Raw genomic sequence first — 23,623 nt, forward strand, 5'->3', positions numbered from 1 at the left:
GGTAAGCCGTAACTAGCGCTGCTAGTTTTATCGACGTCCCGTGTCCGGAGGGTGTTCCATGTCCGCGTCCGCGAAGCTGCCCCCGTTCGATGCCGCCGACCCGCTCGGGATCGACGACCTGCTGGAGCCGGAGGACCTGGCGGTCCGGGACACCGTCCGCGGCTGGGCCGCCGACCGTGTGCTGCCCCACATCGCCGACTGGTACGAGAAGGGCGAGCTGCCCGGCATCCGGGACCTCGCGCGTGAACTGGGCGCGCTCGGTGCGCTCGGCATGTCGCTCACCGGGTACGGCTGCGCGGGCGCGAGCGCCGTGCAGTACGGCCTGGCCTGCCTGGAACTGGAGGCGGCCGACTCCGGCATCCGCTCGCTGGTGTCGGTGCAGGGCTCCCTCGCGATGTACGCCATCCACCGGTTCGGCAGCGAGGAGCAGAAGCTTGAGTGGCTGCCGCGCATGGCCGCCGGCGAGGTGATCGGCTGCTTCGGGCTGACCGAGCCCGACCACGGCTCCGACCCCGCCGCCATGCGCACCCACGCCAAGCGCGACGGCGACGACTGGGTCCTCAACGGCCGCAAGATGTGGATCACCAACGGCTCGGTCGCCGGGGTGGCCGTCGTCTGGGCGCAGACCGAGGAGGGCATCCGCGGCTTCGTCGTCCCCACCGGCACCCCCGGCTTCGCCGCGCCGGAGATCAAGCACAAGTGGTCCCTGCGCGCCTCGGTCACCAGCGAACTCGTGCTGGACGACGTACGACTGCCCGGTACGGCCGTGCTCCCCGGGGTCACCGGACTGCGCGGACCGCTCAGCTGTCTCTCGCACGCCCGCTACGGCATCGTCTGGGGCGCGATGGGCGCGGCGCGCAGCAGCTTCGAGGCGGCTCTCGGCTACGCCAGGTCACGCGAGCAGTTCGGGCGGCCCATCGGCGGCTTCCAGCTCACCCAGGCCAAGCTCGCCGACATGGCGGTGGAACTGCACAAGGGGATCCTGCTCGCCCACCATCTGGGGCGGCGGATGGACGCCGGCCGCCTGCGTCCCGAGCAGGTCAGCTTCGGCAAGCTCAACAACGTCCGCGAGGCCATCGAGATCTGCCGTACGGCGCGGACGATCCTCGGTGCCAACGGGATCTCCCTGGAGTACCCGGTGATGCGGCACGCGACCAACCTGGAGTCGGTGCTCACCTACGAGGGCACCGTCGAGATGCACCAGCTCGTGCTGGGCAAGGCGCTCACCGGGCTCGACGCCTTCCGGTGAGGCCCGGTGCGAGGCGGGGCCGGTGCGCGGCCCTGCCTCAGCTCTGGTTGAAGAAGCCGTCCGAGCGGTGGGCGGACGCCTCACCGCTGATGATCTCGGTGTCCGCCGGGGTCAGCAGGAACACCCGGTTCGAGACCCGGTCGATCGAGCCGCGCAGACCGAAGATGAGCCCCGCCGCGAAGTCCACGACCCGCTTGGCGTCGCCGGGCTCCATGTTGGTGAGGTTCATGATGACCGGGACACCGTCCCGGAACAGCTCGCCGATGGCGCGGGCGTCCCGGAAGCTGTCCGGGGTGACCGTGCCGATCCGGCGTTCCTTCTCCTCGGCGGTGTCCGTGGCCACCTTCACGCGCGGGTCGGTGACCCAGGCGTCCCCGGACTCGGGGCCCTCGGAGTAGTCGTCGTCGTAGTAGCGCTCGTCATCGTTGTCGTCGACGAGGCCGAGCCACGCACTCGCCTTGCGTACCGATCCCATGGACGCCTCCTCTCACAGCGGTCTTTCTTGCTTTCCGCATCCCTATGGTCATCCATGATGCGGACGCCTCGCCAAGTGGATAGACGCCGCGCGGGGGGTTTGTGACGGTACTGGTGCACAGCGGATCCGTCGAGAGTCCTTGTGCCCCAAGGGGCGAGACTCATACGGCTGCTGACTGAGAGTGAAATATGATTGTCTGCGGCGGACGGGTGATGCGCGGTGCGTACGGGTGAACGCCAACGTCGTATCACAGTACGGGGGATGTCGTGTTCGGAATCGTCAAGCCGTGTGCCCACCGCCTCGGTGAGCGGCTGAAGGCCGACTGGACGGCACACTTGTGCGGGCTGTGCCTGGCCCTGCGCCGGGATCACGGTCAGCTCGCGCGGATCGTGACGAACTATGACGGGCTTCTCATATCGGTTCTGACAGAGGCTCAGGCCGGCCCGGTGGACGGCGGCCGCCGTACGGCCGGACCGTGTGCGCTGCGTGGCATGCGCACCGCGTCCGTCGCACAGGGTGAGGGTGCGCGGCTCGCCGCCGCCGTCTCGCTGGTGCTCGCCGCCGCGAAGGTGCGCGACCATGTCGCCGACCGGGACGGACTGCTGGCCCGCAGGCCGGTCGCCGCCGCCGCGCGCCGGGTCGCCGCGCGCTGGGGCCGGGCCGGGGCGCACAGCGGGGCGGCGGTCGGCTTCGACACCGGCGTCCTGGTCGACGCCGTCGACCGGCAGCTCGGCCTGGAGACCCTGGCCGGTCCCGGCACGCCGATCCTCGACGTCACCGAGCCGACCGAGACCGCGACCGCCGCGGCCTTCGCGCACACCGCGGTGCTGGCCGGGCGGCCGGGCAACGCCGGGCCGCTGGCGGAGGCCGGCCGGCTCTTCGGCCGGCTCGCCCACCTGCTGGACGCCGTGGAGGACCGGCGCGCCGACGCCCTGACGGGTGCCTGGAACCCCCTCACCGCCACCGGCACGCCCGTCGCCGAGGCCCGCCGGCTCGCCGACGACGCCCTGCACGGCATCCGGCTCGCCCTGCGGGAGGCCGAATTCTGCGACGGCCGGCTCGTCCACCTCCTCCTCGTCCACGAGCTGCGCCGCTCGGTGGACCGCGCCTTCGGCACGGCACCGGTGTGCGCCTCCCCTCGGCACGCGGCGCCGCAGGGGCCGTACGGCGGGGGGAACGCCTACGGTCCCGCCGGTGCGGACGGAGGTTCCGGCGGTGGTTCCGGCGGTGGTTCCGGTGGTGGTTCCGGTGGTTTCGGCCCCGAGCCCGCCAAGGGCGGACGCGGCTTCTGGGCGGGCTGCGGGATGTTCTTCGCGCTGTTCTGTACGTGCAGGATGTGCTGCGCCGAGGAATACGAGGGACCGTGGTCCCGGAAGAAGCGCAACGGCTGCTGTCAGTGGTGCGACTGCTGCGACTGTTCCTGCCCCGGGGGCTGCGACGGCTGCGATTGCTGCTGCCCCTGCGACGGTTGAATCAGCCCTTCAGTTCCGGCGGGCTGATCTGCGACGTCTTGATGGCCGAACCGGTCGTGCCCCACTTCTTGAGAATTCGTTCGTAGGTGCCGTCGGACAGCAGTCTGTTCACCGCCGCCTGGAACGCGGGCGTCAGTTCCGAACCCTTCTTGAAGGCGAAACCGACGTCCAGGCGGTGGAATTCGTTGAGGAACTTCAGGCCCTCCTGGTGCGCGACGTCGTAGCGCAGGCCGTTGATCGTGGACATCACGACATCGCTGCGGCCCTGCTGGACCGAGGACCAGATCGCGCTCGACTCGGCGTACGTCTGCACCTCGTAGGCCTTCTTGCCCGCATCGGCGCACACGTGCTTGTTCTGCTCCAGCGTGGCCTCGAACGTCGTGCCCGCGCTGGTCGCGACCTTCAGGCCGCACAGCTGCCTCAAGTCGGTGATCTTCGCGAGCTTGCTGTCGGCGCGGGTGGCGAAGCCCTGGCCGTCGTTGATGTAGGTGACGAAGTCGATGGACTTGCGGCGCTCGTCGGTGACACCGAAGTTGCTCGCGCCGACGTCGTACTTGCCGCTGTCCAGGGCGGGCAGGATCGCCTCGAAGCTCGCCTGCTCCACCTTCAGCCGGATGCCCAGGACCCGGGCCACGGCCTTGGCGAAGTCGACGTCCTGACCGGTCAGGGTCTTGCCGTCGTCGACGTAGGTGGTGCCGGGCGGGGTGCCGCCGACGCTGACCGCGACGGTGAGGCTCGTCGTGCCGGCGGGCAGCAGCTTCGCCGCGGAGCCGTCCTTGCGCACGGCGGAGACGACGTCCGTGGTGGGCACCTTCGGGGACTTGGCCGACACCGAGGTGGTGTCCGGGTCGCCGGAGCCGCAGGCGGTCAGGAGCAACGCGGCCGAGGTGATGGTGACAAAAGCCAGGAAATGGCGATGAACAGGCGTACGCATCGAGGAGCGGTCTCCTGAAGCAGAAGGGGTGCTGGGAACGCGAGGGGAGGGGTGCGCGTGTGAAGGCGGGAAGAGCAGCAGAAGTGCGGGAGAACGCGAAAACGCCGCCCCCGGGGGGCAGGCGAGCAGGGGGGTCAGCTCAACAGGAACAGGACCACACGCGACCGAAGTCGATGTGGGAGCGGGTGACCAGCCACTGCTGTGGATGCATGGGCCAAGTGGAACAGGCATCCGGTTCTCCGTCAACCGAGTTGAGATGTACGGCTCACACTCTGGACAACCTTGACAGCGCAGGGAAACGCCCCCGTACTCTCGGTGCACGGTCCTGCTGAGGGGCTCGGCCGTAGCGCGCCGCAGGGCGCGTCCGTGTGAAGGCACCACCCGTGTTCGACCACCGCGTCACGGAGCCTTCGCATGTCATCCGACACCCTCGCCAAAGTCCCCGCCGCCTCGGACCTGCCCGAGCCGGCCGACGCCCCCCGGATCGTCCCGCAGCGCCGGTACGGCCAGTGGGCGGCGGCCGTCGTCGTCCTCGCGCTGCTCGGGTTCGCCGTCAACTCCGTCCTGCGCAACCGGGCGTTCCAGTGGGACGTCGTCGCCGACTACTTCACCTCCGACTCCGTGCTGCGCGGACTGTGGCTCACCCTGTGGCTGACCGCGGTGGTGATGGTCCTCGGTTTCGCCCTCGGCACCCTGCTCGCCGCGTTCCGGCTGTCCGCCAACCCCGTCCTGCGCGCGGTCGGCTGGGGGTACGTCTGGCTGTTCCGGTCCATCCCGATCCTGGTGCAGCTGCTGCTCTGGTTCAACATCGGGGCGCTGTACCCGCGGCTGTTCGGCGTACGGACCGTCGACCTGCTCAGCCCGGTCGCCGTCGCGATCGTCGGCCTCACCCTGCACGAGGCCGCCTACGCCGCCGAGATCGTCCGCGGCGGCATCCTCTCCGTCGACCGCGGCCAGATCGAGGCCGCCCAGGCGCTCGGCCTGAGCCCCTGGCGGCGCTGGTGGCGGATCGTGCTGCCGCAGGCGATGCGCGTGATCGTGCCGCCCGCCGGCAACCTGCTGATCGGCACCCTCAAGGGCACCTCGATCGTCAGCGTCATCGCCGTCAACGACCTGCTGTTCTCCGCCCAGTTGATCTACCACCGCACCTACCGGGTGATCCCGCTGCTGATGGTCGCCACCCTCTGGTACGCGGTGGTCACCTCGCTGCTGGGCATCGGCCAGCACTACGTCGAGAAGCGCTACGCCCGCGGCACGGAGAACGCCCGATGAGGCAGCAGCTGGTGATCGTCGGAGCCGGGCCGCGGGGGACCGGCATCCTGGAACGCCTCGCCGCCAACGCGCCGGAGCTGTACGCCGGTCCGGGCCTCGACATCCACCTGGTCGACCCCCACCCGCCGGGCGGCGGACGCATCTGGCGGCAGGCGCAGTCCCCGCTGCTGTGGATGAACTCGCAGGCCGAGGACGTCACCATGTTCACCGACGACACGGTGACCATGGCCGGCCCGGTGCGCGAGGGCCCCACCCTGCACGAGTGGGCCGGGCTGGACGGCCGCACCTTCCCCGACCGGCAGCTCCAGGGCCGCTATCTGCGCTGGGTGTACGACCGGGCCCTCGCCGACCTGCCCCCGAACGTCACCGTCCACCACCACCCCCACCGCGCCCTGCGGGTCGGCGGGCCGCGCGAAGGCCGCCAGCAGGTCTGGCTGGAGGGTCGCCCGCACCCGCTCACGGCCGACCTGGTGATCCTCGCCGTGGGCCACCAGGACGCCGAACTCGACACCGAGCAGACCGAGTTGTCCGCGTACGCCCGCGAGCACGGCCTGGTGCACCTGCCGCCCGACTTCACCGCCGACAGCGACCTCTCCGCGCTCGGACCCGGCGCACCCGTCCTCGTCCGCGGCTTCGGGCTGGCCTTCGTCGACCTGATGGTGCTGCTCACCGAGGGGCGCGGCGGGCGGTACGAGGGCGACGCCTATCTGCCCTCGGGACGGGAGCCGGTGCTGTACGTCGGCTCCCGGCGCGGGGTGCCGTACCACTCGAAGATCGGCTACGACTGGACCGGCGACCGGCCCCCGCTGCCCCGCTTCCTCGGCCCCGCCGAGGTGGCGGAGCTGCTGGCCCGGCCCGGGGGCTTCGACTTCCGGCGCGATGTGTGGCCGCTGGTCGAGAAGGAGCTGGGCTTCGCCCACTACCACCAACTGTTCAGCGCCCACCCCGGGCGTACGGCGATGGCCTGGACCGACTTCGAGGAGAAGTACGCGGCGGCCGGCGGCCCCGCCGAGACCCGGGCGCTGGTCGCCGCCGCCGTACCGGATCCGGCCGACCGGCTCGACCTCGGCGCGCTCGACCACCCGCTGGCGGGCGTGCGGTACGCCTCGCACGACGACTTCCAGGAAGGGCTGCGGGACTACATCGAGGCGGACCTCGCCCGCCGGCACGACCCCGCGCACAGCGCCGACCTGGCCGTCTTCCTCGGGCTGCTCTCCGTCTACGGGCAGCTGGTGCGGCTCGGCGACATCGGATCCTGGTGGCACGGCTTCTTCAGCTACCTGGCGTCCGGGCCGCCCGGGCCCCGGCTGCGGCAGATGCTCGCGCTGTCCCGGGCCGGACTGCTCCGGTTCGTCGGGGCGGGTATGGCCGTCACCGCCGAGGACGGCGTGTTCCGGGCCACCAGTCCCACCGTGCCGGGCTTCTCCGTCGAGGCCCGGGCACTGGTGGAGGCCCGGCTGCCCGAACCCACCCTCGGGCGCGCCCGCGACAGCCTGCTGCGCGAACTGCACGCCGACGGCGCCGCCGAGACCCCCGAGGGGCTGCTCCGGGTCGACCCCGGCGACGGCCGGATACTCGACCGCGCCGGACGCCCGCACCCCCGGCGCTTCGCCCTCGGCCCCTACACCGACGCCCGTACCCCCGGCGCCTTCACCCGCCCCCGCACCGGCGGCCCCGCCTTCCGGCAGAACGACGCGACCGCCCGGGCGGTGCTGGCCCTGCTGAGCGGCTCACTGGAAAAGGAACTCGCGCGATGAGCGTCATGGTCGACATCAGGCCGGTGCACAAGAGCTTCGGCTCGCCGGACGTGCCCGCAGGCACCGACCTCCAGGTGCGCGCCGGTGAGGTCACCGTCGTGCCCGGGCCCTCCGGCTCCGGCGAGCCCACGCTGCTGTTCATGGCCGGCGGACGGATCGTGGGCCGCGAGGACCGGACCCGTGCGTTCCTGGCGAGGGCGCTGTGAGGGTGGCGACCTCGGCCCCGGGGCGCGGTGAGCCGGGGGACGCGGATGAGTAGCCTGCTGCATCTCGCGGCCGCTCTCGATCTGCCGGGGGTGGTCGACGGCGGGGCGTACGCGGAGCTGGCCCGGCTCGCCGAGCGGGGCGGGCTGGACTTCGTGACGCTGGACGACTCCTTCGCCCGGCCCGGCCCCGACGCGCTCGGCGTGCTGTGCCGGGTGGCGCCCGCGACCCGGCGGATCGGACTGGTGCCGACCGTCACCACCACCCACACCGAGCCCTTCGGGGTGCAGGCCGCCGTGGCCACCCTGGACTGGGTGAGCCGGGGCCGGGCCGGCTGGCGGATCGACGTGTCCACCACCGAGGGCGAGGCCCGGCTGTTCGGCCGCCGCCACGCGGCCCCGGCGGAGTCCCTGTGGCAGGAGGCGGGCGAGGTCGCCGACGCGGCGGCGAGACTGTGGGACAGCCGGGAGGACGGCGCCGGGATCCGGGACGAGGCCACCGGCCGGTTCCTCGACCGGGACCGGCCGCACCGCGTCGACCTCACCGGCACCGCCGCCTCGGCCGCGGGCCCGTCGACCGTGCCCCGGCCGCCGCAGGGCCACCCCGTGCGCGTGGTCGACGCCACCGACGGCCCCGCCCGTACGGTCGCCGCCCGGTACGCGGACGTCGCCCTGGTGCGGGCCGCCACGCCGGCCCAGGCCGCCGGCCTACGGGACCGGCTGCGCGAGGAGGCGAGCGCGTCCGGCCGGAACCCGGACGCGCTGCGGGTCCTGGTGAGCCTGCTGGTCGACCTCGGCGACGGCGAGCACGCGGCCGCACCGGGACACGGCGGCGGCCCGCGGCCCACCGCGCAGGGCCCGCTGTACCGGGGCGGCCCGGTCGACCTCGCGGAACTGGTGGCGGCCTGGCACGCCGACGGCGTCACCGACGGCTTCCACCTCGTCCCCGTCGAACCGCGCCGCGATCTGGAGCGGCTGGTCAACGGCACGGTGGCGCTGCTCCAGCACCGCGGGCGGTTCCGCACCTTCTACCCGGGCAGCACCCTGCGCGAGCACCTGGGCCTGGCCCGGCCCGCCCCTCGGTACACCGCCCGCGGGGCGACGGCCGTGACCGGGGGAACGGCATGACCGTGACGCGGCTGCACCTGGCGGCCGCGCCCCCGGGGTCCGGCGCCGCCGACGGGCCCGGCACGGCCGTGTGGGGCGGCGCGCCGGCCGGCGCGCGGCTCGCGTTCGCCGGCTTCGAGCGGCTCGCCCGCACCGCCGAACGCGGCCTGTTCGACTTCCTCCTGCTCGACGAGGAGCCCCGGCTGCCGGAGCACCGCGGACGGCTGCACGAACCGGACCCGGTCGGCGGGCCGGAGCCGGTCGCCGTGCTGAACGCGCTCGCCGGGGTCACCGTGCACCTCGGGCTCGCCGCCACCGTGGACGCCGCCCACGGCGAGCCGTACGAACTCGCCCGCAGGCTGGCCACCCTGGACCACCTCAGCGCGGGCCGGGCGGGCTGGCGGGTGGCGGCCTCGGCGGGCCCCCGCGCCGGCGCGGACCCGCGCTCCGCCGGGCATCCCGACCCGTACGGCCGGGCCGCCGAACTCATCGGCGTGGCCCGGCGGTTGTGGGACTCCTGGAGCCCCGGCGGGGTGCCCCGGCCGTTCGCGTACCGCGGCCGGCACTTCGACATCGCCGGCGAGTTCGGGCTGCCCCGCTCGCCCCAGGGGCGGCCCGTGGTCATCCAGGCGGGGGAGTCAGAGCGGGCCCGGGAGCTGGCCGCGGCCTCGGCCGACGTCCTCCTCGTCCAACACGCCGCGCCGGAGCCGGCCCGCGCGCGCTACGCCGACGTCAAACGGCGGCTCGCGGCCCACGGCCGTACCCCGCGGGACCTGAAGGTCATGTCCCCGGTCACCGTCGTCCTCGGGGACACCGCGGCCGAGGCGCGGGAGCGGGCCGCCGGCATCCGGCGCCGGCGGATCACCCCGGGGTACGCGCTGTACGCGCTGGAGCGGGTCTGGGGAACGGATCTGTCCGGGTACGACCCCGACGGCCCGCTGCCCGAGACCGACCCGGACACCCGGGACCCCCGCACCCGCGCGCTCGCCGCGCGATGGCGGGCGCTGGCCCGGGAGAAGGGGCTGTCGGTCCGGGAGACGGTGATCGAGGTGAGCGGCCGGCAGTCCTTCGTCGGCACGCCCGACACGGTCGCCGCGGATCTGCACCGGTACGCCGGCGAGGGAGCCGCCGACGGGTTCGTGCTGGTCCCGCAGCTGCCGGCCGACGGGCTGGAGGAGTTCGTGGACCGGGTGGTGCCGCTGCTCCAGGAGCGCGGGGCGTTCCGCACGGAATACCGGGGCGGCACCCTCCGCTCCCATCTCGGACTGGCTCATCCGGCCGCGGAGAGCCGGACATGACGAGCCGTTCACAGGAGAAAGGAACCGATGGCATGACGACCGACGCGTCCGAGGTCTGGAAGCAGTGGCACGAGCAGCGGGTGGAGAGCGTCTCGGCGCCCTACGGGCCGCTCGCGCTGACCGCGACGCACTGGATCGAGGACTATCCGGAGGGTCGACTTCCGGACATTCCCGGGAAATGGGTGGCGGACGAGGGCGCAGTGGTGCTCACGGCCGCGCAGAGCGACGGTCTGTCCGTGGACGGCCGGCCCTTCTCCGGTGAGGCCGTGCTGGCCGCGGACAGTGGTCCGGAGTCCGGGGCGCGGGTCGCGCTCGGCGCGAAGCGGCTGGTCGTGCTGGTGCGCGAGGGCGTGTGGGGAGTGCGGGTGTACGACCCCGGCTCCGCCGCCCGGCAGGCGTTCCGGGGCATCGAGGCCGAGCCCTACGACCCGCGCTGGTCGGTGCCGGGGCGGTTCACGCCGTACGACGGGACGCGCACCATCCGGCTCGGCAACGCGGACGGGCGGGAGCGCGGCTTCGCCCTCGCCGGCGAACTCGCCTTCTCCCTGGGCGGACGGGAGCGGACGCTGAAGGTCGCGCAGCAGGGGGACGGGCTGCTGTGGGCGGTGTTCGCCGACGCCACCAGCGGTGACACGAGCTTCCGGTTCCGCTTCCTCTTCGCCCCGGCCCCGGACGCCGAGGGGCGCACGACCGTCGACTTCAACCGCGCCCAACTCCCGCCGTGCGCCTTCGCGGACCACTTCATCTGCCCCTTCCCGCCTCCCGGCAACACGCTGGACGCGGCGGTCGAGGCGGGGGAGCGCCGGCTGGGCTGACCTGCGGGGTACCGGTCCGGGCCGCCTTGGGTCGTTCGGGTGGTTCCGGGCCGTCGGCCGAAAGGCACCCTTGTGCCGACCGGCCGTTCGGCCGAATACTCCCCCCAGCGCTTGTCAGGGGCATGCGTATTCGGATCCGGCCGGTCCCTGGCTGCGCCTCACGGGCCCCGACCCCACGCGGGCCCCCCGACTTCCCTTGGAGGGAACGACAAGTGAGGAACAAGCGCACCACTCCCCGCGGCACCATGGCGAGACGGACCCGGCTCACCGCCGTGGCCACGGGCCTCCTGGCCGCAGCCGCGTTCGCCGCCCCCACCGCGAACGCCAGCGACGCCCACACCTTCAGCGCCGCTCAGCTCACCCGGGCGAGCGACTCCGTCCTCAAGGCCGACATCCCCGGTACCGCCTGGGCGGTGGACGGCAAGACCCACCGCGTCGTCGTCACCGTCGACAGCACGGTCTCCCAGGCCGAGATCGCCAAGATCAGGAAGCAGGCCGGTGCCACCGCCGACGCCCTGGTCGTCAAGCGCACACCGGGCAGGTTCAACAAGCTCATCTCCGGCGGCGACGCCATCTACGCGAGCAGCTGGCGCTGCTCGCTGGGCTTCAACGTCCAGGACTCCAGCGGCAACTACTACTTCCTGACCGCCGGGCACTGCACCGACGGCGCGGGCACCTGGTGGTCGAACTCCTCCCACAGCACCACGCTCGGCACCACGGCCGGCTCCAGCTTCCCGGGCAACGACTACGGCATCGTGCGCTACACCAACAGCTCGGTGACCAAGTCGGGTGCCGTGGGCAGCCAGGACATCACCAGCGCGGCCACGCCCTCCGTGGGCACGACCGTCTACCGGCGCGGGTCCACGACCGGTACGCACAGCGGCCGGGTCACCGCGCTGAACGCCACGGTCAACTACGGCGGCGGCGACGTCGTCTCCGGCCTGATCCAGACCACCGTCTGCGCCGAGCCCGGCGACTCCGGCGGCCCGCTGTACGGCGGCACCACGGCCTACGGTCTGACCTCGGGCGGCAGCGGTGACTGCACCTCCGGCGGTACGACGTTCTTCCAGCCGGTGACCGAGGCGCTGAGCGCCTACGGGGTGCACGTCTACTGATCACCCGCTGGCGCAGCACAGCTCCTGTGCCGGCAGCCGGCCCCCGCACGCCTCGGGCGTGCGGGGGCCTCGCCGTGCGCGGACGCCCCGCCGGGTGCCGCCCCGGAGACCTGTTTGCGCAGGTGAGAGGCCACACCCGGGCTGTCGTACACACGTTCGAGAATGGGGGTATGGTGGAGGTGGGGAAGTTGGAACTGATGTTCGAGAGTCGTTCGAGGCTCACGAGTGCGGGAGGTGTGTGTGCCGGGCTTCGCGCATCTGCACACCGTCTCCGGGTTCTCCCTGAGGTACGGGGCGTCCCATCCGGAGCGGCTGGCCGAGCGCGCCTCGGAGCGGGGGATGGACGCCCTCGCCCTGACCGACCGCGACACCCTCGCCGGCACCGTGCGCTTCGCCAAGGCGTGCGCCGGGGCCGGCGTGCGTCCGCTGTTCGGGGTGGACCTGGCGGTGGAGGCGCGGGAGGCCGTACGGCGTGAGCGGCGGCGTACGCCGGTGCGCGGCGGTGCCTTCGTGGACGAGTCGGCCCCCCGGGTGACCTTCCTCGCCCGGGACGGCGCCCGGGGCTGGGCCGGCCTGTGCCGGCTGGTCACGGCGGCGCACGCGGGGGAAGGGCCCCCGCTGCTCCCGTGGGCCGGCAACCGGGGCGACGGCCTGGTGGTACTGCTCGGACCGGGGTCGGACGTGGGCCGGGCGCTCGCCGCCGGGCGGCCCGACCGGGCGGCGGAGCTGCTCGTGCCGTGGCGCGAGGTCTACGGCGACGCGCTGCGGCTGGAGGCCGTCTGGCACGGGCGCACGGGTACGGGGACCGGTTCCCTGCGGCTGGCGGCCCGTACCGTCGGGTTCGCCGCCGAACAGAGGGTGCGGCCGGTGCTCAGCAACGCCGTCCGGTACGCCGATCCCGGGCAGGGACCGGTCGCCGACGTGCTGGATGCCGCGCGGCGCCTGGTGCCGGTCGACCCCCGGGGGGAGCTGGACTCCGGCGAGGCCTGGCTGAAGGACGGGCAGGCCATGCTGCACGTGGCCGAGCGGGTCGTGGAGGCCGCCGGGTACCGGCGGGACACCGCCCTGCGGCTGCTGGAACAGACCCGGGCCACGGCCGCCGAGTGCCGGGTCGATCCCGAGGGCGACCTGGGGATGGGGAGCGTGCACTTCCCCGAGGCGCACCTCGTCGGCGCCGGCCGGCGCACCGCCCAGCGGGCGCTCGCCTCGCGGGCGGCGGCGGGCATGCTGCGGCTCGGGTACGACGGGCGGCGCGCCTACTGGGAGCGGATGCACCACGAGCTGGACATCATCGCCCACCACGGTTTCGCCTCCTACTTCCTGACGGTCGCCCAGGTCGTCGACGACGTGCGCGGGATGGGCATCCGGGTGGCCGCCCGGGGGTCCGGGGCCGGGTCGCTGGTCAACCACCTGCTGGGGATCGCGCACGCCGATCCGGTCGAGCACGGGCTGCTGATGGAGCGCTTCCTCTCCAAGGAGCGTGTCGTGCTGCCCGACATCGACATCGACGTGGAGTCCGCGCGGCGGCTGGAGGTCTACCGGGCGATCATCGGCCGGTTCGGCGCGGAGCGGGTGGCGACCGTGTCCATGCCGGAGACCTACCGGGTGCGGCACGCGATCCGGGACGTGGGCGCCGCGCTGTCCATGGACCCGGCCGAGATCGACCGGATCGCCAAGTCCTTCCCGCACATCCGGGCGCGCGACGCCCGTGCCGCGCTCGCCGAGCTGCCCGAGCTGAAGCAGCTGGCGGGGGAGCACCGGCGGGAGGGCGCGAAGTACGACAGGCTGTGGGAGCTGGTGGAGGCGCTCGACGCCCTGCCGCGCGGGGTCGCCATGCACCCGTGCGGGGTGCTGCTGTCCGACGCCTCGCTCCTCGCCCGTACGCCGGTGGTGCCGACCAGCGGCGAGGGGCTGCCCATGGCGCAGTTCGACAAGGAGGACGTGGAGGACCTGGGCCTGCTCAAGCTGGATGTGCTGGGCGTGCGGATGCAGTCGGCGATGGCGCACGCGGTCGCCGAGGTGGAGCGGGTGACCGGGGAGCGGATCGACCTGGACGGGGTGCCGCCGGGCGACCCGGAGACGTACCGGCTGATCCGGTCCACCGAGACGCTGGGCTGCTTCCAGATCGAGTCGCCGGGGCAGCGGGACCTGGTGGGGCGGCTGCAGCCGAGCACCTTCCACGACCTGGTGGTCGACATCTCGCTGTTCCGGCCCGGTCCCGTCGCCGCCGACATGGTGCGCCCGTTCATCGAGGCGCGGCACGGGCGGGCGCCGGTGCGCTATCCGCACCCGGACCTGGAGGAGCCGCTGAAGGGGACGTACGGGGTCGTCGTCTTCCACGAGCAGGTCATCGACATCGTCGCCCTCATGACCGGCTGCGGCCGCGGCGAGGCCGACCGGGTGCGGCGCGGGCTGTCCGAGCCTCGGACGCAGGAACGGATCAGGGTGTGGTTCGCCCAGCAGGCGGCGGCCAGGGGATACGACGCGGAGACGATCCGGCGGACCTGGGAGATCGTGGAGGCCTTCGGGTCGTACGGCTTCTGCAAGGCGCACGCCGTCGCCTTCGCCGTACCCACCTACCAGTCGGCGTGGCTGAAGGCGCACCACCCGGCCGCCTTCTACGCCGGGCTGCTCACGCACGACCCCGGGATGTACCCCAAGCGGCTGCTGCTGGCGGACGCCCGGCGGCGCGGGGTGCCGATCCTGCCGCTGGACGTGAACCTCTCCGGAGTCGCACACAGGATCGAACTGGTGTCTGAATCACCGGAGGCGTGGGGGCTGCGGCTCGCCCTCTCCGACGTCCACGGCATCAGCGCGGCCGAGGCGGAGCGGATCGCGGACGGGCAGCCCTACGCCTCCCTGCTGGACTTCTGGGAACGGGCCCGGCCCAGCAGGCCGCTGGCCGGACGGCTCGCCCAGGTGGGCGCGCTGGACGCCTTCGGCGCCAACCGGCGCGACCTGCAACTGCACCTGACCGAGCTGCACCGCGGCGCCCGGGGCGCCGGCGGCGGCCAGCTCCCGCTGGCGGGCGGCCGGAAGACCGCCCCGGCCGGGCTGCCCGACCTGTCCTCCGCGGAGCGGCTCAGCGCCGAGCTGGGGGTGCTGTCCATGGACGCCTCGCGCAATCTGATGGACGACCACCGCACCTTCCTCGACGAGCTGGGCGTGGTCTCCGCGCGCCGGCTGCGCGAGGCCCGGCACGGGGAGACCGTGCTGGTCGCGGGCGCCAAGGCGGCCACCCAGACCCCGCCGATCCGCTCCGGCAAGCGGGTCGTCTTCTCCACCCTGGACGACGGCACCGGCCTGGTCGACCTCGCGTTCTTCGACGACTCGCACGACGCCTGCGCCCACACCGTCTTCCACTCCTGGCTCCTGCTGGTGCGCGGAGTGGTGCAGCGGCGCGGCCGGCGCAGCCTGAGCGTGGTCGGCTCCGCCGCCTGGAACCTCGCCGAACTGGTGGAGGTGCGGCAGGAAGAGGGGCTCGACGGGGTCGCGGCCCGGCTGGCCGGACCGTCCGGCGCGGACGGCTCCCCGGCCGGGGACGCCGGCGGTCCGCTGCGGGCCCGGCTCGCCGGTTCCGAGGGGCTGCCCGCGCCGGCCGGCTCCGCGGCCCGGGACCCGATGGCCGACCGGACGATCCGCATGCCCACGGGGTACGAGATGCACCCCTGGGCCGACCTGCGGCCCGCCGGCCAGGACGCCGGGCAGGGGCCCGCGGCGATACGGAAGTTGTGGCACCAGAGTCCGGGGAGTGCGGGATGACCATCCTCTGCGTACGTTTCCAGCTGCCGCCGATGTACGAGCCGGCCCTGCCGGGGCTGCTCGGGCTGCTGGAGGAGTTCACCCCGGTGGTCGAGGCGCTGCCGCCGGACGGGGCGCTGGCCGATCTCCGGGGCGCCGAGCGGTACTTCGGGCGCAGCGCCGTGGAGCTGGCCTCGGTGATCCGGGTGCGCGCCCTCGCGCGGTACGGCGTCGACTGCGCGATCGGCGCCGGCCCGGGGCCGATGCTGGCCCGCGTGGCGCTGCGCGACGCCCGGCCCGGGGTGACCTGCGCGGTGCCCGAGGACGCCGTCGCCGCCTTCCTCGCCGGCAAGCCCGTCGCCGCGCTGCCCGGCATCGGCCCGGCGACCGCCCGCACCCTGGGCGAGTACGGCCTGGACACCCTGGGCCTGGTCGCCGCCGCGCCGCTGTCCACGCTCCAGCGGCTGATCGGCGCGAAGGCGGGCCGGGAACTGCGCGAGAAGGCGAGCGGCATCGACCGCGGCCGGGTCGTCCCGAACGCCGTCGCGCGCTCGCTGACGACGGAACGGTCCTTCGGCATCGACGAGCTGGACCCCGGCCGGCACCGCGGGGCGCTGCTGTCGGCCGCCGAGGAGACCGGCGCCCGGCTGCGCGCGGTGGAGAAGGTCTGCCGCACCCTCACCCTCACCGTGCGCTACGCCGACCGGTCCGCCACCACCCGAAGCCGCACCCTGAAGGAGCCGACCGCGCACTCGGCGGCCCTGACCCGCGCGGCCTACGGCATGTACGAGGCACTCGGCCTGCAGCGCGCCCGGGTCCGCGCGATCGCCCTGCGCGCCGAGGGCCTGGCCCCCGCCGACCAGGCCTCCTACCAGCTCACCTTCGACCCCGTGGACGAGAAGGCCCGCCGCCTGGAGGAGGTCGCGGACCGCGCCCGGGCGAAGTTCGGGCCGCGCGCGGTGATGCCGGGCGCGCTGGGCCGGGGCGGCGGCTCCCCGTCGGCCGACGGGCTCAGAGCGGCGTGACGCCCCACTGGTTAACACTGGAAGTTTTTACTGACGCGTAACTTCTCAGTCCGGCTACCCGCCCGTAACTTGACAAGTGAACAGCATCCTCGTGATCCGGATCACAGGGTTAGGCCCCCACCTCCCTTGAGCCGCAAGGAGATCACACGATGCTGCCCTGGAAGCGAGTGCTCAGACCCGTCGCCGCACTCCTCCTCACCGCCGCCGTCGCCGTCGTACCGGCCGCCGCGGCCAGCGCCTCCGACTCCGCCGCCCCCACCTCCGGCTGGAACGACTACTCCTGCAAGCCCTCCGCCGCCCACCCCCGCCCCGTCGTCCTCGTCCACGGCACCCTCGGCAACTCGGTCGACAACTGGCTCGGCCTCGCGCCCTACCTGACGAGCCGCGGATACTGCGTCTACTCCCTCGACTACGGCCAGCTCCCCGGTGTCCCCCTCTTCCACGGCCTGGGCCCCATCGACAAGTCGGCCGAGCAGCTGTCGGCCTTCGTCGACAAGGTGCTCGCCGCGACCGGAGCCGCGAAGGCCGACCTGGTCGGACACTCCCAGGGCGGCATGATGCCCCGCTACTACCTCAGGTTCCTCGGCGGAGCGGCCAGGATCGGCGCCCTCGTCGGCCTCGCCCCCGACAACCACGGCACCGACCTGGACAGCCTCACCCACCTGCTGCCCTACTTCCCCGGTGCCGAGGACCTGCTCAAGGCCACCACCCCCGGCCTCGCCGACCAGATCACCGGCTCCGCCTTCCTCACCAAGCTGAACACCGGCGGCGACACCGTCCCCGGAGTGCGCTACACCGTCATCTCCACCAAGTACGACGAGGTCGCCACCCCCTGGCGCACCCAGTACCTGGGCGGCTCCGACGTACGCAACGTCCTGCTCCAGGACCTGTGCCCGCTCGACCTCTCCGAGCACCTCGCGATCGCCCTGTTCGACCGGATCGCCTTCCACGAGGTGGCCAACGCCCTCGACCCGGCCCACGCCACCGCCACCACCTGCGCCTCGGCCTTCAGCTGAGCCTCCGCCGGGGCCTGTCCGGCCTGAGCCGCCGGACGGGCCCCGGAACCCGTGGGGGCGATCCGAAGCTAGCCCGGAGAAGCCGGGAAGTCCGCTGCCGGGGGCGGTCGGAGAAGATCCTTATGCTCCGCTTAAGGGTGCCCTCAGACTCCGCTCAGGCGGACGGCACCGTGGATAGCGTTCCACGACGACCGGCACGGACAGCACCGCCACGGAACCGCTCCGGCCGGCCCGCACCGAGGATTCGCCGGCCACCTCTTCCCGGACGGCATCGCCGTCCGTCCCGATGCGCACGGCACGGGCGTCGGACGGCGGCTGCTGCGCTTCGCCGACGCACACGCGCGTGCCCTGGGCGGCCCGTACGACCGGATCCACTACCGCAAGCGACTGCGCTGAGGCGTCCCGGGCGTCAGCCGTCGGGCCACCAGGTGCGGGCGATGTCCTTGCGCACCTCGGGGCGTCCCACCGGGCGCTCTTCCGCCTCTTCGCGGATCCGGCGGGTGTCCGTCCTCTTCAGGGGCTTGTGCACGGTCACACGGCGCATGGCTGCCTCCTTCGAGCCCACCGGGTTCCGCGGTGTCACGGGGGCAGACCCTTTCGGCGAGACTTCCTCATCGGTGCCGGGTTGTCAGTGGCGTCTGTCACTCTTCGGGAATGACGAGCAAGAGCAGGTACACGGTTGCGGTTGCCCCGGAAGTGGACTGGGATGCGCAGGCCGCCGCCTTCGACGACGAACCGGACCACGGCCTGCGTGCTCCGGAGGTCCGCGCGGCCTGGTCGGACCGGCTCCGCGCCTGGCTCCCGGAGCCCGCCGCCGACGTCCTCGACCTCGGCTGCGGAACCGGCAGCCTGTCACTCCTCGCCGCCGAACAGGGGCACCGGGTGACGGGAGTCGACCGGTCCCCCGCGATGGCGGAGCGGGCCCGCACCAAGCTCGCCGGGCGCAGCGCGCGGATCCTGTGCGGGGACGCCACCGCCCCGCCCGTGGCACCGCGGTCCTTCGACGTGGTCCTCGTCCGGCATGTCCTGTGGGCGCTGCCGGACCCCGCCGGGGTGCTGCGGCACTGGCGGGACCTGCTGCGCCCCGGCGGCCGGTTCGTCCTGGTCGAGGGTGTGTGGGGGACCCTCGCCCCGGTCGGCATACCGGCCGCCCGGCTCACCGCCCACCTCGCACCCCTCACCCGGGACGTACGCGTGGAGCGGCTGTCCGAGGACTCCCCGCTGTGGGGCAAGGACGTGGCCGACGAGCGGTACGCGGTGGTGGCCACCGTGTGACCGCGCCGGGGCGGCCGGGCCCGTCAGGCCAGCAGCTCCGCGAAGCCGCCGGCGCGGGCCAGCGCCTCCAGCGCGTCGAGCGCGGCCACCGCGGCGGCCGCGGCCTGCGGGTCCCGCCGGGCGAGCCCGCTCTCGGCGAACTCGTCCTCGTCCAGCCGCCGTACGTCCCGCCCGTCCGCGGAGCGCCACAGGTCCAGGTCGAGGTCCTCCACGACCAGCTCCGGCCCGGACCGCACCGCGGGGCGCGTGATGTCGCAGTACCAGCCCTTGACCGGGCCGTCCGCCGCGCGCACCTCCTTCACCGAGTACCACCGGCTGCGCCAGTAGTACTCGGTGAACACATCACCCGGCTCGAAGCGCACGAACCCGAAGTCACGGACGCCCGCCCCCGCCCAGGCGGCGCGCACGGCGATCCGGTCGCCGTCGTCCCGGAGCAGCTCCGCCGGGTAACGGATCTTCGTCCGGCCCGCCTTGACCAGGACGACCTCCAACCGGGCCGCCGGCTCAGCCGAGTTCGCGGACATAACGCACCTCCTGCGCGCAGACCTGGTACCCGAGCCACTTGTTGATCGCGATCATGGGGTCGTTGCCGGTGTCGTTGCCCGTGAAGGCCTCGGTGACACCGGCCGCGCGGGCCCGGTGCAGGGAATGGATCTTGGCGAGTCTGGCCAGGCCGCGACCGCGGTGGGCGCGGGCGGTGCCGGTCATGGCCGTGGAGTAGCGGCCGTCGCCGTCCGTGTAGGCCACGGTGAAGGCGACCGGCCGGCCGTCGACACAGGCGGCCGTGGTCAGTTCCCGGTCCAGCAGCGGGTGGCTCCAGGTCTCCGCGACCCAGGCGTCGTAGTCCGTGAACGCGTAGTCCACATCACTCGGTTCGTCCCGTGTCGTCTCCGCGTCCAGCTCGAACAGCGGCCGGGGGTCGTCCGCGAAGGCCGCGGCCGTCCGCAGTTCCACACCCGGCGGGATCTCCGGGAGCGGGGGCAGGGTGCCGTGCGCCAGGTCGAGCCGGAGGAAGTGCGCGGTACGGCCCCGCCGGTAGCCGCGCCGCTCGGCGAAGGCCCGGTTCGCCGGCTCGTCCAGCGCCCAGGCGAACAGCCGGGTCGCGCCCAGGTCCGCCAGGTACTCCTCGGCGGCCTCGGCCAGCAGCCGGCCGGCCCCGCGGTGCGTCCGGTCCGGGCGGACGTAGATGTTCAGGGCGCCCTGGCCCGGTTCGCGGCTGTCGTGGATCAGGTGGACCTGAGCCGTGCCGATGATCTCGCCGTCCTCCTCCGCGACGAGCGGCCGGAAACGGGCGTCGGGGTGGATGCGGGCCGCCGTGTGCCGGACGGAGTCCGGGGTGAACAGGATGTACGGGAGAGCGAGTCGGCGGACGCGCGCGAAGCCTTCGGTGTCGGCGGGGAGGTCGGGGCGCAGGGCGCGGACGAGCACTGTCATGATGAGGCACCGTACGGGTGGCGAGGCCGGGCTGCCTCTTATTTTCCGCCCGGTGCGGGACAATCGGCCCCGTGAGCCTGAAGATCCGCATCGATGACAGCGCGCCCCCGTACGAGCAGGTGCGGGCGCAGATTTCCGAGCAGGCACGGTCCGGGGTGCTCCCGGTGGGGTACCGGCTGCCGACCGTACGGGGGCTGGCCGAGTCCCTGGGGCTCGCGGTGAACACGGTGGCCAAGGCGTACCGGGCGCTGGAGGGCGACGGGGTGATCGAGACGCGGGGGCGCAACGGCACGTTCGTGGCCGCCGCCGGTTCGGCCGCCGTGCGTGAGGCCTCCCTGGCCGCACAGGCGTACGCCGACCGGGTGCGGCGGCTGGGGCTGGACGAGGCGGCGGCCCTGGACGCGGTGCGGGACGCCCTGCGGGCGGCCTACCGGGACTAGGGCCTGTCGTTCGGACCGGGGCGGGATCAGCCCCGTTTCGCCGGCTCCGGTGTCCGGGTCACCCGCAGGCCCGCCCGGTGGGCCGAGCGGGCGAAGGCGACCGCGTCCTGGACCGCCGCGCCCCCGGGGTCGTTGTTGAAGTACGCGTGGACGTCCTCCCCGGCGGACCAGGTCGTCGCGATGCGGTCCACCCAGGTGTCCAGAGAGCGGCGGCCGTAGCGCGGCCAGGGCTGGGCGCGGCCCTGGTGGAAGCGGACGTAGCCCCAGTCGGCGGTGCGCCACAGCGGGGTGACCGGGCGGGCCAGGACGTCCGCCCAGCACAGGGCCGCGCCACGGGACGACAGCACCTCGCGCACCTCACCCGTCCACCAGGACTCGTGCCGGGGCTCCACCGCGACCCGCGTTCCGGGCGGGAAACAGGCCAGGCAGGCGTCCAGCAGCGACGGGTCGGCGCGCAGGGTCGGCGGCAGCTGGAGGAGGACCGGGCCCAGGCGGTCGCCGAGGCCCGCCGCGTGCGTCATCAGGCGGTGCACCGGCTCCTCGGGGTCCTTCAGCCGCTTGATGTGGGTGAGGTACCGGCTGGCCTTGACCGCGACCACGAACTCCGGCGGGACGCGCCCGCGCCAGGCGGCGAAGGTGTCGTACGACGGCAGCCGGTAGAACGCGTTGTTGATCTCCACGGTCGCGAACAGCCGGGTGTACTCCTCCAGCCACAGCCGCGTCGGCACCCCGGCCGGGTAGACGAGCTCCCGCCAGTCCTTGTACTGCCACCCCGACGTGCCGACGAACAGCGTCATACCCTCATGAAAGCACCTACAGGTACAGGCCCGCGTCCGCGCCTTCCCGCGCGCCCGGCACCGAGGTCGGCGTGGTGCCCCGGCGCAGCGCGTACAGCTCGGCCAGGGTCGCGCCGTCCCGGCCCACGCCCTGCTCGGTGCCCAGCCAGTTCACCGCCTCGGGGCGGGTCAGCGGGCCCACCTCGATGCGGGCCAGGCAGCGGCCGGGGCGGACCACGGCCGGGTGCAGCCGCTCCAGGTCCTCGTTGGTGGTGACGCCGACCAGCACGTTGCGGCCCTGGCCGAGCAGGCCGTCGGTCAGGTTCAGCAGCCGGGACAGGGCCTGGCCCGCGGTGTGCCGGGCCTCGCCGCGGATCAGCTCGTCGCAGTCCTCCAGCAGCAGCAGACGCCAGCGGCCCTTGCCGGCGCCGTCGTCCTCGCCGATCGCGATGTCCATCAGATAGCCGACGTCGGAGAAGAGCCGCTCCGGGTCCAGGACGCAGTCGACCTGGCACCAGTCCCGCCAGGACCGGGCCAGGGTGCGCAGGGCGGAGGTCTTGCCGGTGCCCGGCGGCCCGTGGAGCAGCAGCAGCCGGCCGGCGATGTCCTGCGGGGTCGTCTTCATCAGACGGTCCATGGCCTCCGCCACCGGCGCCGTGTAGTTGGGCCGGACCTCCTCCCAGGTGCCGGCGGAGATCTGCCGGGTGGTGCGGTGCGGGCCGCGCCTGGGGGAGACGTACCAGAACCCCATCGTCACGTTCTCCGGCTGCGGTTCCGGCTCGTCGGCCGCGCCGTCCGTGGCCCGGTCGAGGATCTGCTGGGCCAGTTCGGCGCTGGTCGCGGTGACCGTGACGTCCGCGCCCCGGTTCCAGCGGGAGACCAGCAGGGTCCAGCCGTCGCCCTCGGCGAGGGTCGCGCTGCGGTCGTCGTCGCGGGCGACCCGCAGCACCCGGGCGCCCTCCGGCAGCAGGGTCACGCCCGAGCGCACCCGGTCGATGTTCGCCGCGTGCGAGTACGGCTGCTCGCCCGTCGCGAAGCGGCCGAGGAACAGCGCGTCGACGACGTCGGACGGCGAGTCGGAGTCGTCGACGTGGAGCCGGATCGGCAGAGCGTCGTGTGGGTTCGCAGACATGCCGCCATGATCCGGCACGGATGCGCTCCGCGCATGGCATTTCCACCGCCGGAGCGCGGTTCTTCCGCCGCCGTCCGTCACAAGGGAGTTGGCGAGGCGTCAACAGATATGACATGCACACGCAATACATGAGCGGTGAACGTTCCGGGCCGATTCTGTTGAGATGTCAAAAGTCTTGGCATGAACACTTCCTGTCAACACGCGTAGCTGCTACCAAAGTTGAGGCAGAGATCCTGCTAAAGGGAGGTTCCATGAGACGTTCCCGACTTACCGGATTCGTGACCTCGCTCCTCCTCGCCGCCGGCCTCGGTCTCACCGGGGCCGCTTCGGCGCACGCCTCCTCGACGGCCGCGGCCGGTGGCTACGTGGCACTCGGCGACTCCTACTCCTCCGGGGTGGGCGCCGGCAGCTACATCAGCACCAGCGGCAGCTGCGACCGCAGCACCAAGGCGTACCCGTACCTGTGGAACGCCGCCCACAGCCCCTCCTCGTTCGCCTTCAACGCCTGTTCCGGCGCCACGACGGACGACGTGCTCGCGAGCCAGCTGGGCTCGCTGAACTCCGCCACCTCGCTGGTGTCCCTCACCGTGGGCGGCAACGACGCCGGCTTCGCCGACGTCATGACCACCTGCGTGACCAGCTCCGACAGCACGTGCCTGTCCCGCATCAACACCGCGAAGGCGTACGTCGCCAACACGCTCCCCGGCAAGCTGGACACCGTCTACAACGCGATCAGCGCCAAAGCCCCGTCCGCCCGCGTCGTCGTCATCGGCTATCCCCGCTTCTACCTGCTCGGCCAGTCGTGCCTCGGACTCTCGGAGACCAAGCGGTCCGCGATCAACGACGCCGCCGACTACATCGACGCCGCCATCAAGGCCCGCGCCACCGCCCACAACTTCGTCTTCGGCGACGTCCGCACCACGTTCAGCGGCCACGAGATCTGCTCCAGCAGTTCCTGGCTGCACAGCGTCAACTGGCTCGACATCGGCGAGTCGTACCACCCGACCGCGTCCGGCCACTCCGGCGGCTACCTGCCGGTGTTCACCAACGCGGCCTGACCCGTGCGGGCTCGCCTGCGGCTGAATAC

At 73.3% G+C, this 23,623-nt stretch carries 22 protein-coding genes and 1 pseudogene; 16 read left to right on the top strand and 7 right to left on the bottom strand.

The window, feature by feature from the left end:
* The first annotated feature begins 58 nt into the window (after window positions 1–58).
* Window positions 59–1,249, top strand: coding sequence for an acyl-CoA dehydrogenase family protein (locus tag IG05_RS0131175; RefSeq protein WP_030347389.1), 1,191 nt, complete (start codon window positions 59–61; stop codon window positions 1,247–1,249).
* 37 nt (window positions 1,250–1,286) lie between these two features.
* Here the strand turns inward: IG05_RS0131175 and IG05_RS0131180 are convergent, their stop codons facing one another.
* Window positions 1,287–1,724 (bottom strand): cell division protein SepF, encoded by a 438-nt coding sequence (locus tag IG05_RS0131180; RefSeq protein ID WP_030347390.1) that lies wholly within the window; start codon window positions 1,722–1,724, stop codon window positions 1,287–1,289.
* A gap of 266 nt (window positions 1,725–1,990) precedes the next feature.
* Between IG05_RS0131180 and IG05_RS0131185 the strand changes: the two genes are divergently transcribed.
* A complete protein-coding gene (locus IG05_RS0131185; RefSeq protein ID WP_030347391.1) occupies window positions 1,991–3,196 on the top strand; it encodes a DUF5685 family protein in 1,206 nt (401 codons plus the stop codon).
* A 1-nt stretch (window position 3,197) separates the two neighbouring features.
* Here the strand turns inward: IG05_RS0131185 and IG05_RS0131190 are convergent, their stop codons facing one another.
* Window positions 3,198–4,130, bottom strand: coding sequence for an ABC transporter substrate-binding protein (locus tag IG05_RS0131190; RefSeq protein ID WP_030347392.1), 933 nt, complete (start codon window positions 4,128–4,130; stop codon window positions 3,198–3,200).
* A gap of 414 nt (window positions 4,131–4,544) precedes the next feature.
* Between IG05_RS0131190 and IG05_RS0131195 the strand changes: the two genes are divergently transcribed.
* The 11 genes and pseudogenes from IG05_RS0131195 to IG05_RS50325 all read left to right on the top strand — a co-directional run.
* Window positions 4,545–5,402, top strand: a complete 858-nt coding sequence (locus tag IG05_RS0131195; protein ID WP_030347393.1) for an amino acid ABC transporter permease — start codon at window positions 4,545–4,547, stop codon at window positions 5,400–5,402.
* A complete protein-coding gene (locus tag IG05_RS0131200) occupies window positions 5,399–7,159 on the top strand; it encodes an FAD/NAD(P)-binding protein (RefSeq protein ID WP_030347394.1) in 1,761 nt (586 codons plus the stop codon). The genes IG05_RS0131195 and IG05_RS0131200 overlap by 4 nt, the downstream gene beginning before the upstream one ends.
* Complete coding sequence (locus IG05_RS0131205) at window positions 7,156–7,365, top strand: hypothetical protein (RefSeq protein ID WP_030347395.1); 210 nt, start codon at window positions 7,156–7,158, stop codon at window positions 7,363–7,365. Before IG05_RS0131200 ends, IG05_RS0131205 begins: the two co-directional genes overlap by 4 nt.
* Before the next feature lie 45 nt (window positions 7,366–7,410).
* Complete coding sequence (locus IG05_RS0131210) at window positions 7,411–8,490, top strand: LLM class flavin-dependent oxidoreductase (RefSeq protein WP_030347396.1); 1,080 nt, start codon at window positions 7,411–7,413, stop codon at window positions 8,488–8,490.
* On the top strand, window positions 8,487–9,767 hold the full coding sequence (locus IG05_RS0131215; RefSeq protein WP_030347397.1) for an NtaA/DmoA family FMN-dependent monooxygenase: 1,281 nt from the start codon (window positions 8,487–8,489) through the stop codon (window positions 9,765–9,767). Before IG05_RS0131210 ends, IG05_RS0131215 begins: the two co-directional genes overlap by 4 nt.
* A 32-nt stretch (window positions 9,768–9,799) precedes the next feature.
* Window positions 9,800–10,582: a DUF1684 domain-containing protein gene (locus IG05_RS0131220; protein ID WP_030347398.1), complete on the top strand. Its 783-nt coding sequence runs from the start codon at window positions 9,800–9,802 to the stop codon at window positions 10,580–10,582.
* A 212-nt stretch (window positions 10,583–10,794) separates the two neighbouring features.
* Window positions 10,795–11,697, top strand: coding sequence for a S1 family peptidase (locus IG05_RS0131225; RefSeq protein ID WP_030347399.1), 903 nt, complete (start codon window positions 10,795–10,797; stop codon window positions 11,695–11,697).
* A 240-nt stretch (window positions 11,698–11,937) separates the two neighbouring features.
* Window positions 11,938–15,459, top strand: coding sequence for a DNA polymerase III subunit alpha (locus IG05_RS0131230; protein WP_030347400.1), 3,522 nt, complete (start codon window positions 11,938–11,940; stop codon window positions 15,457–15,459).
* The gene (locus tag IG05_RS0131235; RefSeq protein ID WP_030347401.1) at window positions 15,456–16,463 is read left to right on the top strand and encodes a DNA polymerase Y family protein; all 1,008 of its coding nucleotides are present in this window, start codon (window positions 15,456–15,458) and stop codon (window positions 16,461–16,463) included. The genes IG05_RS0131230 and IG05_RS0131235 overlap by 4 nt, the downstream gene beginning before the upstream one ends.
* A gap of 149 nt (window positions 16,464–16,612) precedes the next feature.
* Window positions 16,613–17,479, top strand: a complete 867-nt coding sequence (locus tag IG05_RS0131240; protein ID WP_030347402.1) for an esterase/lipase family protein — start codon at window positions 16,613–16,615, stop codon at window positions 17,477–17,479.
* A 213-nt stretch (window positions 17,480–17,692) separates the two neighbouring features.
* A pseudogene (locus tag IG05_RS50325) lies at window positions 17,693–17,875 on the top strand (GNAT family N-acetyltransferase); the annotation flags it as partial.
* 13 nt (window positions 17,876–17,888) lie between these two features.
* On the opposite strand, the gene IG05_RS50075 reads toward IG05_RS50325, so the two are convergent.
* On the bottom strand, window positions 17,889–18,023 hold the full coding sequence (locus IG05_RS50075) for a hypothetical protein (protein ID WP_107051456.1): 135 nt from the start codon (window positions 18,021–18,023) through the stop codon (window positions 17,889–17,891).
* Between the two features lie 110 nt (window positions 18,024–18,133).
* On the opposite strand from IG05_RS50075, the gene IG05_RS0131250 reads away from it, so the two are divergent.
* The gene (locus tag IG05_RS0131250) at window positions 18,134–18,754 is read left to right on the top strand and encodes a class I SAM-dependent methyltransferase (protein ID WP_030347403.1); all 621 of its coding nucleotides are present in this window, start codon (window positions 18,134–18,136) and stop codon (window positions 18,752–18,754) included.
* 23 nt (window positions 18,755–18,777) lie between these two features.
* On the opposite strand, the gene IG05_RS0131255 is transcribed toward IG05_RS0131250, so the two are convergent.
* A complete protein-coding gene (locus IG05_RS0131255) occupies window positions 18,778–19,278 on the bottom strand; it encodes a DUF402 domain-containing protein (protein ID WP_030347404.1) in 501 nt (166 codons plus the stop codon).
* On the bottom strand, window positions 19,259–20,188 hold the full coding sequence (locus IG05_RS0131260; RefSeq protein ID WP_030347405.1) for a GNAT family N-acetyltransferase: 930 nt from the start codon (window positions 20,186–20,188) through the stop codon (window positions 19,259–19,261). Before IG05_RS0131260 ends, IG05_RS0131255 begins: the two co-directional genes overlap by 20 nt.
* A 71-nt stretch (window positions 20,189–20,259) precedes the next feature.
* Between IG05_RS0131260 and IG05_RS0131265 the strand changes: the two genes are divergently transcribed.
* Window positions 20,260–20,628 (top strand): GntR family transcriptional regulator, encoded by a 369-nt coding sequence (locus IG05_RS0131265; RefSeq protein ID WP_030347406.1) that lies wholly within the window; start codon window positions 20,260–20,262, stop codon window positions 20,626–20,628.
* A 26-nt stretch (window positions 20,629–20,654) separates the two neighbouring features.
* Here the strand turns inward: IG05_RS0131265 and IG05_RS0131270 are convergent, their stop codons facing one another.
* Together IG05_RS0131270 and IG05_RS0131275 are read right to left on the bottom strand one after the other, a co-directional pair.
* Window positions 20,655–21,425: a DUF72 domain-containing protein gene (locus IG05_RS0131270; protein ID WP_030347407.1), complete on the bottom strand. Its 771-nt coding sequence runs from the start codon at window positions 21,423–21,425 to the stop codon at window positions 20,655–20,657.
* Between the two features lie 16 nt (window positions 21,426–21,441).
* Entirely contained in the window at window positions 21,442–22,536 is a 1,095-nt protein-coding gene (locus tag IG05_RS0131275) for a DUF5925 domain-containing protein (protein ID WP_030347408.1), read from the bottom strand.
* A 251-nt stretch (window positions 22,537–22,787) separates the two neighbouring features.
* Between IG05_RS0131275 and IG05_RS0131280 the strand changes: the two genes are divergently transcribed.
* A complete protein-coding gene (locus tag IG05_RS0131280) occupies window positions 22,788–23,594 on the top strand; it encodes an SGNH/GDSL hydrolase family protein (protein WP_030347409.1) in 807 nt (268 codons plus the stop codon).
* Window positions 23,595–23,623: the final 29 nt, after the last annotated feature.

It is taken from the genome of Streptomyces sp. NRRL S-1022, from assembly GCF_000720135.1.
Classification (GTDB): Bacteria; Actinomycetota; Actinomycetes; order Streptomycetales; family Streptomycetaceae; genus Streptomyces.